Genomic DNA, 14,240 nt, shown 5'->3' with positions numbered 1-14,240 from the left:
TTGGATGTACCGGTTCCTTCGCGGACAGGTCCGCTCCCACAAGTAGTGCAGCGATCACAGACCTGTGGGAGGGAGCTTGCTCGCGATTCGATACCGGGGATTCAAAAATTCTGGCGGCTGTACCGGCCTTATCGCGAGCAAGCTCCCTCCCACGGTTGGTCGGTTTGAATCCTGAAGCTGCGCTATTCAAGTGGGAGCGGACCTGTCCGCGAATGCAGTTTGTCAGGCGCCGTAAATGCGTTGGATGTACCGCCTCCTTCGCGGACAGGTCCGCTCCCACAGGGAGTGCAGCGATCACAGACCGGTGGGAGGGAGCTTGCTCGCGATTCGATACCGGGGATTCAAAAATTCTGGCGGCTGTACCGGCCTTATTGCGAGCAAGCTCCCTCCCACGGTTGGTCGGTTTGAATTCCAACGCCACCCCCACAGGTTGGGTTTCAGTCCGGGCGGATATGTTGACGGTTGCGGTCTGCAGGAGCGCGCTTGCCCGCGATGATTTGAGCCTCATTGCCCCTCCTGCTTGTCAGCCTTGGCTTGCTGTTCGGACTGACGTCGACGCAACTCCTCACGGTCATAGCCGTCGATGTACACCTGCGCCGCACGGCCGACGGGTGCGGCCATGGTCGGGCCGGTTTCCCTGCCCTGCATCAGGTCCGAACGCTGCTCCACCATTTGCAGCAGCGTGAGGTTGTTGGCACAGCCAGGCGGCAGTAGCGGCACGTACTCATCTTCATCGGTGCCGAACTGGTCCTCGGGCGAAGGCTTCAAGCATTCCACCGGGATCAACTCCACGCGGCCGTCGGCACGGGTCACACCCTGGTAATCCGGCGAATAAGACGCAGGCTCCAGATGCGTCTTGCAGCCAGTCATCAGTGCCAGCAAAACACTGGCGAGCAACAATGGCGTGGGCAAAAACCGGTACAGGCGCAGCGATGACAATGCACGATTCATGGTTGCTCCCCAGTCAGTTCATGTAGAAGCCGAACATGCCGCCATTGCGCGGCCCGGCGGACGCCGTCGTGGTGCCTTTGGGTCGGGCATCCAGCGGTGTCGCGAGGGTTCGCGCACGCACCGGTTGCACCAGATACGGCGTGATCAGAATCACCAGTTCGGTTTCATTACGTTGAAAACGCTTGGAGCGAAACAGATTGCCCAGGATCGGCATGTCACCGAGCATCGGGACTTTCTCCACGTCCTGGCTGCTCTCTCGCTGGAACAGACCGGCAATCGCAAAGGTCTGGCCGCTACCGACTTCCACTCGCGTATCGGCACGCCGTACACGGAACGAAGGCACTTGATAACCGCCCACACTGACAGTGCTCGATCCCATCAAACTGCTGACTTCAGGGCGCACTTGCAGGGCGATGCGGTCGTTGGGTAATACGGTGGGGCTGAACAGCAACGACACGCCGTATTGCTTGTACTCGATGCCCACCAGATCGCTATTGACCGGCACTGGCACGGCGACTTCGCCACCGGCCAGAAAGCTTGCGGTCTGGCCAGTCATCGCCGTGATGTTCGGCTCGGCCAGAATCTCCAGAATGCCGTTGCTTTGCAGTGCTTCAAGCATCGCGTCGATGTTCACGTTGCCCGAGGCCAGCCCGGCGCTGATCACATTGGAAGCGCCGCTCGCTGCATCAGCTGCCAGCGCGCCGCCGGTCAACAAGCCGAACGAAAACGTACCGTTGTTGAACAGAGCATTCCAGTTGACGCCGTAGCGCAGCAATTCAGAGCGCGATACTTCGGCAAAACGCACGCGGATGTTCACCTGAGCCGAACCCTCGTAGGACGCGCCATTGATCGCGGTCTTGAATTCCTGACCCTCGGTGCTGAGCAACGCGTTCAGATCGGTGGCTTCTCCGACGCTCTTGACCTTCCCCTTGGCGACGATCCGATTACCCGCGCCGCTGATTTGCGCGGTGCTAGCCGGATTCAGGTCCTTCAAGGGCCGACTGACCGCCTGGGTGCCGCTGCTGACCGCCAGACTCAAAGCCGCCAATTGTTCACCATCCGGCCCCAGAGCTATCAGGCTGGTCTGACCCGGTGCTTTACCAAAGACGTAAATCACGCCGGGCGACACCACCTGCAAATCGGCAATGCCGGGTTCAGCCACCAGCACCGAATCCACCGGCGCCTTGAAATTGAGAATGCGCCCTTCGCCCGAGGCCAGGTCGATAGTGCCAGTGCTGCCTTTGGCAATGTTCTGAGCGCAGGCGATGGCTGGAAGCATTAATGCGGTAAGGGCAGCGAGCCACAAGCCAACAACGGCCTGCGAGCGAAAGAGTGGGAAACACGTCATGAGGCGGTCGCCATGGAGGTGATCGGGACGCCGCTGGCTGTGCGGCGATTCGTAATCTCGGTCAGGCTGATGGTGCCGACGGCTTGCAGGTTGTATTCGCCGGCCAGTTCGCGGAACGACAGCACCGCCAGCTCCAGCTCACCGCGCACCACCAGACGGCGCATGCCGCGTCGCAACTCCGGATGCACCAGCAGCACGGTCTGGTCTTCATCCGGCAAGCGTTCGCAGGCCTGGCGCAACTGAGTCAGCAGCGCGCGGTTGCTCTGTTCAGGCAGCGAATCGCGGTTGTTTTCCTGACGACGCAGGCCCGAACGCAATTGCTCTTCCAGCGCGGGTGTCAGCACGAACGCGCTGATGACTCGATTGCGGTCGGCAAACTGGTGGCTGATCTGGCGGGCCAGCGCGGCGCGCAGTTGTTCGGCCAGGCGCGGCGCATCGGCTTCACGCCCGCCCCACTCGACCATCGCTTCAAGCAGCGCCCGCTGATTGCGGATTGACACGCCCTCGGCGATCAGTAGGCGCAAGGCTTCGGCGATGCGCTGCAACGGCACGATGCGCAGAACTTCCTTGACCAACTCGCCATAGGTGCCTTCCATGCGTTCGAGAATGGCGCGGGTTTCCTGAATCCCCAGAAAGTCCGCGCCGTAGCGACGCAGGGTGCGATCGACCACAGCGCGCAGTACTTCGTCGGTCAGCATGAAGCCGACGCCCGCTTCCTGCAGGCTGTCCTGATGATGACGTTCGATCCATTGCCCAGGCCGACGGCTCAAGGGTGAATCAGCTTCCAGCGCCGGGATGTCCAGCAACTGCGCGTGGACAGGATCGTCCTTGAGCAGCAGGCAATCGGCGGGCAGCTCCCCTTCGCTGACGGGCACCCCTTCCAGCTCGATGACGAACCGATTGGCGATCATGGATGTGTCCACATAGATATCCGGAACCGGGACCTCGATCCCCAGATCGCCGCGAATCTCGTGGCATAGCGCTTCGATTTTCTGCCGTAACGGATGCTCCGGCGCGGCGTGAGCGAGGGCCGACCCCAGGCTTACCAACAAGCGGCTGTCCAGCGGTTTTGCCAGCGTCTGGCTGTGTTCGGCGGGCTGTGTCTCGTACTCGGCCACTTCGCTGACCTCTTCAGCCGGCAGCACTTCGGCCACCTGACCACGTCGATACATGACGAATGCCGACACCCCGAAGATCGCTGCCAAGCCGATGAATACCAACGCCGGAAAGCCCGGAAGCAAGGCCACGCCCAGCAGGATCAGCGCGGTCAAACCCAGTGCCATGTGGCTGGCGCCCAGTTGTTGCAGGATTTCCGTACCCAGATTGCCGTCCACATTGTCGCTGTTGACGCGAGTGACCACGGTCCCCGCCGCCACCGAAATCAACAACGCCGGAATCTGCGCAATCAAACCATCGCCCACGGTCAGCAGCGAGTAGGTGTGCACGGCATCGCCGAACGACATATCGCGCTCCAACATGCCGATCAGCATGCCGCCCAACAAGTTGACCGAAAGAATCACCAAGCCTGCGATGGCGTCGCCTTTGACGAACTTCATGGCGCCGTCCATGGCACCGAACATCTGGCTTTCTCGCTCCAGTCGCGAACGGCGACGGCGTGCTTCGTGTTGGTCGATGTCGCCGTTGCGCAAGTCGTTATCGATGCTCATCTGCTTGCCGGGCATGGCGTCCAGGGTGAAGCGAGCCGCCACTTCCGCCACGCGCTCGGCACCTTTGGTGATGACCACGAACTGCGCCACGGTGATGATCAAAAACACGACCAGCCCCACGACCACTTGGCCTGCAATAACAAAATCGCCAAACGCCTTGACGATGTGACCGGCGTTGCCATCCAGCAGAATCAAGCGTGTGGTGGTGATCGACAGGGACAGGCGAAACAGCGTGCTGAGCAGAATCAACGGCGGCAACGCCGAGAACTCCACCGAATGGGAAATGTAAAACGCGACGATCAGGATCAGGATGCTCAGGGAGATGTTCAGGCCGATCAGCGCGTCCACCAGCCAGGTCGGCAGCGGGATGATCATCATCACGATGGCCATCAGCATGAACGCGACAATAATCACGTCACTGCGCTTTGCAGCCACCCGGGCCAAGGCGTTGAGGCGGTTCATGATCTGGATCATTGCGCGGCTCTCCGGGCGGTCAGGTAATGTTTGAAGCACCGCCGCGCTTCGTCCTTTCGAGCAGCGCCCCACAATGCGCGGCTGCGTAGTAACAGCACGCCTGGCGACTCGCCCTCAACGTCAACCAGCCGCTCCAGGACGCTCAGGGCCCGGTCCGGCTGGCCGCTGTCAGTGAACGCCATCGCCAGATTGCGCAGTAGCATCGGGTCACGAGGCGACAGCTGTGCGGCGATCAGCATCATCACCAGCCCCCGCTGCGACTGTCCGCCCCGGCGATAAAGGTCGCCCATGCCCTTGAGCAGTTCGACGGCGTCCAGGTCTTCGCGGCTGTGGATGTCCCGGGGCATCAAGCCTGTACCTCCGCGCGCTGCTGTTCGAGGGAGCGACGCATGTCGATTTCCTCGCTGATCAGGTCGTGGGCCAGCGCTTTGATTTCTGGCTCGGCGTCCAGATCGGGCAGCACGTTGTTCAGCACGTACTGCAGAATTTCCAGGGATCGCGTGCTGCCGAACAGCTCGGCGCTGATGCCACTGGCCGTCGACGATTGCTCGACATCCCCACGTAGCGAACGACGGGCAAGCACTTCGCGTTTGCTCAGGACCGCTTCAAAGCGCGCACCCTGGCGCAGGTTGGCTGGTTGGACAGCATCGACCGCTGCTGTCTTCTCGGCAGTGGCTGGCAGTAAGGGGCGCGGGTCGATTCTCATAGGGTGAAGGTGAACCTCTCTTCGCCCCGGGCGAGGATCACCTGGTTGTTCTCGATGCTTTGCAGCGTCCAGTCATCGGCGAGCGCAGCGCCTGGGTATAAGCGCTTGCCGCTTTCATTGACCACGTAGGGATTGGCGCCGAACCAGACAGCCTGGAAACGCACCCGGGGTTTCGCGATTTCTGCGCCAGGCACGACGTTGGGGTGCATCACCACTTGCTGGCCGAAGCGGCTGTCATAGGCTTGTTGCACGCTCATCCATTGATTCTTTTTCGCCGGATCGTAGCTGCCCTGCACACCGAGCTGGCCATCGATTTCGCTGACTTTGATCTGATTCAGATTGGCAACTGCCAGTTGCTGCTCAAGCCACTGCCTGGCTTGCCCGGCAGTCGCGGCTTTGGGTGCTTTGGCAGAAGCGGATGTGTTGATTTCGTCGCGGTTGACGATGCCTGCGGGTGATGCCGGTTGACCGCGAAAGGCAAAAGCACCGACGCAGAGAAACATCAGCAACAGCGCGATGATCCATTGCGTTTGTTGTCTCGAAAGCTGTCGCCAGAGCGGCACGGCGCGCTCGACCGGCGCCTGCGGTTGGGCCGGGTCGCTGAGCGTCAGGCGTGCCTCGCCGATCCGAATCTCCAGCGGAAACCGAGCGCGGTGACCGCTGCCAACGGGGATCTTGATCTCCCGGGCATGACGACCGACGACGGTCACCTCGCCGCCAAGGGCTTCGACCGCCACCTGGCCGCCGGAAAAACGCAGGGCTATGTGGCGCTCGGCAATGCCCGGATCACTGAGCAACAAATCAGCGTGTTCGGCACTGCCAATGGTGTAGGTGGCTTTGTCCAGAGCAAGGCTTACGCCCTGATGCAGGCCTTGGGTGATGCTGAGCAGTGGGATGCTCTTGCCTGGAGCCGATGTACCCGGCGCCGAGGTCAGGGAAATCAGGGCTGTCATATCGAGTTACCCGAGTGGTATGCGCAGGCAAAGGCGAGTTAGACGCCGAAAGTTTTCAAGTGGGAGGTGCCGCGTGAACAACCAGAGATGCGAGCAGCCTTGCGACTGCCCGCACAGCGACGTCAGTTCTGAGGACGTTGCTTGGTCGCGTCGAGCTCAGCTTTTTTGGCTGTGGTCAGCTCGGTAATCTTTGCCGACTTCTCGATAGCCATGTTGAATGTGGCTTCCATTTTAGCGATCGCTGCATCTGCGCCGCCGCCGGAGCTTGCTGGAGGGACTTCAGCCATTTTGAATCTCCTTACTGAGGATGGGATGGGGGATGTCTTCAGCCGCTAAGCGGCACACTCGTACTTCATGCATCACAGTAAGGCCGCATTGTTACAAACTAACTTCGGTCTCACCGCGAACGCCAAACGATAGTACGCAGAGGAAATTACTCGATGTTGTGAAAACTTGTGAAACACGGCAATACAACTAGCTGGCCGCTGTTTCTGCTACCGCGATATCATTTAGCCTTCATCAATAAATGCTGGATGAAAGTATTTTTTCCAATTTTATTTTTTCTGCTTTGAACTTTATTTTTATTGGCTGTCGGCGGCGAAATATTTCTAACGCCAGAAAATCGACCATCACTTAAATTTGGTGGCTGGTCGGCAAGCCTTTGCCCACGTGGGTCGCGGGCTGTGAAACGTTGTGAAAACGGCACGCAAATACACCAGTTGGCGGACCAGTCTGCTAGTGTTTCAGCCTGACCGGTATTGCAGCTTCACTTGTGTATCTGAGCGGGCGAAGTTGTGGACTCGGTAATTGAGCGAGTATCTAGCCCTCAGGTGTCAATGATTAACAAGATGCGCGCCACCACCGCTATGTGTGCTGTGTCACAGTTTTTCTCGGCCGAACCTATATGCCGACCTACAAATGAAACGATGAAAGAACAACAATAATCATGCTGTATCCGTTGGTCTCCCGCTGTGCGAGGCATTGCCAGTATCACAGTTTGACTTGCACTAAGAAGTTACCTGCATCCAGCCCCTCCGGGGTCATCACTTGAGATTCTTCGGCCCGCCTCCGCGCACTCGGTCGAACGGTTTAAACAGGAGTTCAATCCCATGTCGACCCGTCCTTTGAGCAGCACGCCTGATCCAAAACCTTTGACCCGTGGTGCGGTTGCGCCGAAGACACTGTTCACCAGTGTGTTGAAGAGCAGCGTCAAGAATGCCGATCAATATCGCCCCGCTACACCAGATGAAAAGGCGCCGGAACTCAAGGATTACAGCTCCATAGAAGAGCCGGGCACAGTGGCCGCGGACACCGTGCGGTACGTGACTCAAAGTGGCGAGCAGGTGTTGGTCAGCAAGTCCTCGAATCCGAAGATGTTCAAGCAAGTGGTAGATGACCGCCCTGCCCTCCAGGCCATCAAGGAAAGCGTCGCCGAGGGGTACGAATTGGCAGCCAAAGACGCTGCGACTCCCGAGACACTGGGCGAGTATCAGTTCATTGGCCCGCCTGATGAAAAAGGTCCGGGCCTGATCCGTTATGTGACCCAGGACGGTAAAAAAGTGATCCTGGCTGAGCAGGACAACCCTGAGCTGTTCAAACAGGTTTCAGCCGACTTCAAGGCACTGTCTGGGATCAATGCCAGTGAAGCGGCTGGCTACCAGCGTGTCGGCGCGGATCAGGAACCGCCGAAATTCGGCGAATACCAGATCATCGGTCCCGCCGAAGAAGTGGGCCCTGGCGTGGTGCGCTATGTCACCCAGGACGGCAATAAATATGTGGTTTCCGAGCGCGACAATCCCGAGTTGTTCAAAGCGGTCAACGACGCCTACGCAGGCCTGGTCGGCATGCGTGAGAGCGAAGCCGCAGGTTATCGTCGCGCCACCGACAACGAGGTCTGGCCGCCTGCCACCGGCACTACCGTCGGCACGAAAGATGAGGTCGGTCCCGATTTGATTCGTTACGACAACGGCACTGAAAAAGTCATCGTTGCCCGCGACGACAACCCCAAGCTGTTCGATTACCTCACCTCGCTGCGCGAAATCATCGACGATCCGGCCAAGTCCGCTGACATCAATACCGCCGTCTCCGGTGGCGCGACATTGGCCGATCAAAACACGCCGATCCCCGAACTCAACGACTACAAGAATTTCGCCTGGACCGTCGGCCAGGAAGGCGAAACCCTGACCTTCGAGAAACAGGACGGCAGCAAAGTGGTGGTCTCCAAAGACCTGACGCCGGAGCTGTTCAAAAGCGCCAGTACCGCCAATGAAACCTGGAGCCAGATCCACACCTCCGAGGCCGAGGGTTACAAGCTGGCCGGGCCCAATGACTTTCTCAAGAACACCGACATCACCTTTGGCTCGCCGGATGAGCTGGGCAACGGCCTGATTCGCTACGAGACCAGCGAGGGCAAGGTCATCGTCTCCAAGGAACTGAGCCCGCAGCTTTACGATGATGTCGTTGCCAAGTGGGAAGCCTGGACCAAGACCGAAGTCGACAACACCCGCAGCGGTTCGAACCTGCCGCCCAAGGATGAGCTGGATGTGCTCAACCTGAACACCGGTGTGAAGGCCGATCCGAAAGACGATAAATCCCCTGAACTGACGGTCAGTGAACTGGCCACAAAGGAGTTGCTCGACAGCTACCGCGAGGGTATCAAGGACGGCTCGATTCCCAAGGACGACAATCGCGCCAAACTCGTCCGCGCTCTGGAGGCCCAGGCGGCCTACCAGAACGGTCGCGGGCTGACGGGCTACGAGGAAGACCAAGGCGCATTCGGCGGCACTTGGCGCGTGTTCGATGACAAGCAGACCGAACTGTCCTCGGCGGATATGCACGACATCATCGACGGTGGCGCTTTGCAGGAGCAGATCAGCACCCTGTTTTCCGATCCCACCGTCACCGCCGATTACAAGGCGCAGATGGACAGTGCCATCGGCCACGTTCCGAACAAGGACGAGATCAAGCAAAAGCTGCTGGACCTGACCAACAATCCGGATTACGTCACCTATCTCAAGGATCTGCAGAAACAAGGCAAGGCCCACGAAGCCCAGCAAGACTTGAGCGACACCCTGACTTCGCTGTCGCTGTTCGATCCGGATGCCGCGACCAAGGCAGCCCAAAACATCCAGGCAGACGGCTTGACCAGCGACCTTAACGACCTGATCAGCGACCCGAGCAAGATCTCCGAAGAAAACACCGAGCTTGCCACCAAGGACATGTTCGGGCTGCTCAAAAGCGTGCTCAAGGGCGAGCTGCTCGACCTGCCCCGCCGGACGCAGGAAACCATCGAAAAATTCCTCGAAGAAGGCATGCAGGGCAAGGAAAAATCCTCGGCGGTCAGCAAAGCCATGCAGGAGCTGGGTGAGGTCTACAAAACCAACGGCAGTATTTCCGAAGCCGACATCAAGACCGCGCTTTCCAAGCCCTACGTACCGATTGCCGAGCGCGGCAAGCTGGGCGAAGTGTTCAGCGCCCTGAACACCAAGGGCATCCTGGGGTCGATGGGCGCCGGTGTTTCACTGTTTTCCGGGATTTACCAACTGGCCGGTAACGGCGGCAAGCTCGCCGAAACGCCGCTGCAACGGCTAGCCATCGCCAAGGACTTCCTGAGCTTCGCCGGTGCGGGCAGTCATTTCATCAAGCTCGGTGACGCCGTTGCAGACCTGGTCGGCAAAGGCGGCATGGTTGATTTCCTTGGTCTGGACAAGACCCTGCCCGAAATCTGGGGCAAGGAAGGTGTTCAATCGCCGCTGGTTGAAGTGCGCGATCCGAAGCTGTCCGAAGCGATGAAAAACAAGATCAGCAGCGCGCTGGACATCACCCCCGACATCTCGGACATCCTGGGTGACGGCAAGGGGACATTCGCCGATGCCGCCAAAGTGCAAGGCGGCATCACTGCGCGGCTGGACGACGCGGTCACTGGCGCAGGCGCCGCCAAGCTCGGCGCGGGCAAAGCTGGCAAGATCGCAGGCTCGGTGATTAAGGTGCTCGGCCCCGCCACCGACGTGGTGGGCGGTTTTGCCGACATCGTGCTGGGCGCGTTCACCATCAAGAGCGGCATCGAGACCGGCGATCCGCTGGCCAAGGCCGCCGGCGGGCTGCAAATTGCGGCCGGTGCATTTGGTGCATCAGCAGGGGTACTAGGTGGCGCCGCGCTGATAGGTGCTGGCTCGGCGGCAGCATTGACCGGACCGTTCTTCCTGGTGGGCGTGGTGCTGGCGGTCATCGGCGGGATCATCGGCTTCTTCGTCGATCACAACAAAAAACAGAAGGCCAGCGAGAAGGAAAACGACTGGTATCGCGACCTCGCCGCCGACGGATTGCTACAGGACAACTGGGCCAACAAGGTCGAGTACCTGCACTACTCGATCCATGAATACAAAGAGCGCGAGGCACCTGCCGACGACAGCCTATTCCGCTTCCAGAGCGCTGAATGGGAACACTTCAACGAAACCCCGCAGAAAGACGGCTCTTCCAGCAATCGACTGGACGACGAATTGCACGTCGAATACGGGGAGGACATACGCTAACCACAGCCGTTTGATCGCTGTTTCACGCCCCTGACGGCCTTGTTCGTCAGGGTTTTTTGCCGTGTCTATCTGCCTCGTATCCATCTGATTTCTAACGACTTAAAGGCAGTCGCGTGTCATGCGTTGTTCACACATGGCGGTTTACCTTGGAGCACACTTTTTCATCCAAGGAGCCCTGCCATGTCTCTCACGATCACCGACCTGCCCAAGCTTCTCGCTGATGTTGTCAGCAACACCGCGCAAGGCCTTTGGGGCGATTCAGTCGAGCGCGCCAAAGCCAAAGAGGCAGGGATCGAATGGCAACGCCCCGAGGGCGATACTCGCTCGGCGCAGCAGATCATCGACGACAGCCCGCTGCTCAAGGACCTGGGCAACCAGAGTGACGTAAAAGACATGCTGAGGGACCGCGTCGGCAATTTTGAAACCGACCCGGATGCGGCATACCGCGCGACCCAGGTGCTTGAACACATCGAGCAACTGGATGAAAGCGGCAACCGCGTCGCCGGCAAGGATGTGAACAACGGCAAGGTGGACGGCTTCACCAGTCACAGCGAAGCCCGGCACGGCACTGAAGCGGGTCGTCTGCAGGATTTTGGCAAATACGGTTTCGAAAACCTGCAGGGCGAACTCAAGCACATCGACGCAGTGGGCGACGACCCGCTGTTGCGCGACAAGGCGCAGGCAGTGGGTATCGCATGGGAGCGGCCGAGCGGTGATGAACGCTCGGCGCAGGACATCATCGACGGCAATCCACTGCTTAAAAATCTGGGCAATCAGAGTGGCGTCAAAGACATGCTCAAAGAGCAAGTCGGGGATTTCGAGAATGACCCCGATGCCGCGTTCCGCGCTACTCAAGTGCTGGATCGCATCGTCGGTTACGACGCAGAAGGCAACGCGCTTAGCGGTAACGATGTGGCTAACACCAGCGTCGACGGCTTCACCAAAAGCGGTGAAGCGAAGCACGGCACCGAAGCGGGCCGCTTGCAGGACTTCGGCAAATACGGCTTCGATTCGTTGCCCAAGGCGCAGGCCAGCGAGGATATTGCCAGCTATAAGGACTTCCTCAAGGCCAAACCCGATGCCGACGCTGGCTCTAAAGAGATAGCACAGTACGCAGCCGTACTTGAGCAGCACTACGATGCGATCCGTGGCAAGACCGGCGCCGACGGCGCAGTGACCGAGCAGAACATCAAGGACTACATCAGCGCCACCCCGCAGCTCAGCGGCGTAGAGAAAGAAGGCTTGGAGTTCTGGTCGCAACCCGGCGCGTTCAAGATCCTCGACACGGCCAGCAATCCACTGGCCAATAACGCCGACGGCAAGCTCAACAAAAGCGACATCCAGAGCTGGCTGAAGAACACGGCGCCCGCCGATGCCACGGCCCTGACGGGGCTGTTGTCGAGCGTGATCTCGGGCAACGTAACTTCCAACGTCGACACCAGCAAACTGGGTGCGGACGTGTTCGAACACCCGGAAAACTACACCGCGGAGCAAAAAGCGGCTGTGCTGCTGGATTTGCAAAACGCGCAGAAACTGGTGGTCGACGGCGCGACTGCCGGGATGTGGGGGGACGACTACGGCAAGGTGGCGATTGCCAATGGCTCCGGCGCGGTCTGGGAGCCGGAAAAGGTGCTGAAGGACATCACCGACCACATCGCAATCCTGCAGAACGACAAGCCCACCGCGGACTTCCTCAAGACCAGCGGCGATGACGCGACCAAGGCGCTATTTGAGTCCAGTCCAGGCCTCAAGGATGCCGTCAGCAAAACCTACGAAGACCAGATCAAGTCAGGCAAAGCGTTGGATCAGGCTTGGGACGCAGCCACCAAGGATGGCAAGACAAACCAGCCCGAAGCGCTGACCAATTTTTACGCTACGGCTCAGACCATGCAAACCCTGCTGGGCATTGATAACGCCGCCGAAATTCAGGGCGCGGTGGGGAAATCCGCACATAGCGAAGAATTCAAGACTTACTACAAAGACTCGCTGGCCTCGGGCGAACGTCTGCGCGAGCTGCTAAAGACCGAAACACCCGAAGCGGCCGCCGGCGCTTACAGCATGGAAGTCGCGCTCTACAACGCGACGCTGGACCCCGAGTTCACGGGGGCGCTGGACAAGCAGCTCAACGATAACTTCTCCAGTATCGTTCAGGAGAATGCGTTCAAAGGCGCCACTTTCGACGATCTGAAAGCCGCTTACGGCAAGGACGGCGGCGCGGAGCTTGATGAAGACAAGGTGCGTAAGCAAATCGAGCAAGTGCGTCGGGAATCGCCTGAGCTGCTGATGAACGCCGACGGCACTATGGCCACCACCGATCAGATCCTGGCCGGTGTGCGCGGCAACTGGGATGCGTTCCGTCAGGGCATCAAGACCCTCGACGCAATGGCCAAGCTCGACGCGTTCGACCCCAACGGCAGCGGTTCGTACGCCGAGGGTAAGGCTGCTTACAGCAGTGGCACGCTGCACGCGGTGAGCGGGATTTTCCTGGCTGGCGTGACCATCGCCCGGGGCGCGCAAAGCGGGGGCAATCTGACTGACCGCAACATCGTCGACATCACTACCGGTTCGATCCAGACCGCCACCGTCCTCACCGAAGGCGGCACCAAGGCTTACAAGGAGTATCTGGACGACGCCGTCAAAACCAGCGAACAGACCCTTGATGATATGAGGACCGGCAAGTTGCCAAGCGACTTGCTCGATCAGGTCAAGGACAACATCAAGGACGACAAGAACGCCAAAGTCATTGCTACTAAGTTCGAAGACGCTGCCAAAGGCATTGGCGGCCTCGCGGGTATCGCGGCGGGCGCCTACGGTATTTTCGACGGCGTGCAAGCGATTCGTCGCGGAGACAACCTGATCGGTGGTTTCGGCATCACCGCTGGCTCATTGGGCGTGCTGGCCGGGGCGGCTTCTACCGTCGAAGGCAGCCTGGGGCTGGTGGGTGCAAACCTGCCGCGTTTCATTCCGTTCATGGCTGGTGCTGCGGGCGTGTTAGGAGTGTTGGGCGCAGGCGTCGCGGTGCTAGGCGCGATCATTCCAGGCCTAGTGAAAGAAGGTCAGCAGCAAGCCAAAGTCGACGACTTCGCGCAGGTGCTGGGCGGCTCCATCGAGCGTTACGGTATCGACGGCGTCAAGGACGGCACCATCAGCGACATCCCGATCAAGGACTGGCCTGGCGGTGAAGACTCGACGATCGCCTCGTGATCGGCATCGCGGCCTGACAGTGACAGTGCAACGGGACCGATTACGCCCTTGAGATCACGCACAAAACCCGTGGGAGCGGACCTTTCCGCGAAGGGGGCATTACCGCCGACGCAGTTCTGGTGCCTGCCGCTCGGTCTTCGCGGACAGGTCCGCTCCCACAGGTTTCATACCCCATCAGTTGATCATCCATTGACGGGGCGTTTACGATTCTGGCCGAAGGCCGTAGGAGTCTGGCTTGCCGACGATTGGCTGCGCAGCCGTCATAAAACCATCCGACCAAGGTTCACCAGCTTACGCACGTCGATAAATTCACGAAAATACCCCTCTCGCCCTTTCGATCCCTATCAAGTGAAGGCACAATCCGCCTCCTTTTTCGGCGGGCATTGCTGGAGGCCTCGACATGAT

General features: G+C 59.5%; 10 protein-coding genes. 2 read left to right on the top strand and 8 right to left on the bottom strand.

Features of this window, described 5'->3' with window-relative positions; all coding sequences use genetic code 11:
* Positions 1-504: 504 nt before the first annotated feature.
* The 8 genes from ACWKV9_RS12490 to ACWKV9_RS12455 all read right to left on the bottom strand — a co-directional run bounded on the left by ACWKV9_RS12490 (position 505) and on the right by ACWKV9_RS12455 (position 6,805).
* Positions 505-930, bottom strand: a complete 426-nt coding sequence (locus ACWKV9_RS12490) for a hypothetical protein (RefSeq protein ID WP_483836644.1) — start codon at positions 928-930, stop codon at positions 505-507.
* 34 nt (positions 931-964) lie between these two features.
* Positions 965-2,230, bottom strand: a complete 1,266-nt coding sequence (locus tag ACWKV9_RS12485) for a type II and III secretion system protein family protein (protein ID WP_483836643.1) — start codon at positions 2,228-2,230, stop codon at positions 965-967.
* Between the two features lie 65 nt (positions 2,231-2,295).
* Positions 2,296-4,437 (bottom strand): type III secretion system export apparatus subunit SctV, encoded by a 2,142-nt coding sequence (sctV, locus tag ACWKV9_RS12480; protein WP_483836642.1) that lies wholly within the window; start codon positions 4,435-4,437, stop codon positions 2,296-2,298.
* The gene (locus ACWKV9_RS12475) at positions 4,437-4,787 is read right to left on the bottom strand and encodes a tetratricopeptide repeat protein (RefSeq protein WP_483836422.1); all 351 of its coding nucleotides are present in this window, start codon (positions 4,785-4,787) and stop codon (positions 4,437-4,439) included. The genes sctV and ACWKV9_RS12475 overlap by 1 nt, the downstream gene beginning before the upstream one ends.
* Positions 4,787-5,146, bottom strand: a complete 360-nt coding sequence (locus ACWKV9_RS12470; protein WP_483836421.1) for a hypothetical protein — start codon at positions 5,144-5,146, stop codon at positions 4,787-4,789. The genes ACWKV9_RS12475 and ACWKV9_RS12470 overlap by 1 nt, the downstream gene beginning before the upstream one ends.
* On the bottom strand, positions 5,143-6,099 hold the full coding sequence (locus ACWKV9_RS12465; protein ID WP_483836420.1) for a SctD/MshK family protein: 957 nt from the start codon (positions 6,097-6,099) through the stop codon (positions 5,143-5,145). Before ACWKV9_RS12465 ends, ACWKV9_RS12470 begins: the two co-directional genes overlap by 4 nt.
* A 122-nt stretch (positions 6,100-6,221) precedes the next feature.
* Entirely contained in the window at positions 6,222-6,386 is a 165-nt protein-coding gene (locus ACWKV9_RS12460) for a hypothetical protein (protein WP_268800027.1), read from the bottom strand.
* Between the two features lie 218 nt (positions 6,387-6,604).
* Positions 6,605-6,805 carry a hypothetical protein gene (locus ACWKV9_RS12455; RefSeq protein ID WP_483836419.1) on the bottom strand — a complete coding sequence of 67 codons (201 nt, stop codon included), beginning with the start codon at positions 6,803-6,805 and terminating at the stop codon, positions 6,605-6,607.
* A gap of 403 nt (positions 6,806-7,208) precedes the next feature.
* On the opposite strand from ACWKV9_RS12455, the gene ACWKV9_RS12450 reads away from it, so the two are divergent.
* On the top strand, positions 7,209-10,631 hold the full coding sequence (locus ACWKV9_RS12450) for a hypothetical protein (protein WP_483836418.1): 3,423 nt from the start codon (positions 7,209-7,211) through the stop codon (positions 10,629-10,631).
* A gap of 180 nt (positions 10,632-10,811) precedes the next feature.
* Positions 10,812-13,835, top strand: a complete 3,024-nt coding sequence (locus ACWKV9_RS12445) for a type III effector HrpK domain-containing protein (RefSeq protein ID WP_483836417.1) — start codon at positions 10,812-10,814, stop codon at positions 13,833-13,835.
* The last annotated feature ends 405 nt before the right edge of the window (positions 13,836-14,240 follow it).

Source organism: Pseudomonas corni, assembly GCF_057128765.1.
The sequence above is the reverse complement of the archived record's forward strand: the minus strand, read 5'-3'. Positions and strand labels throughout refer to the sequence as shown.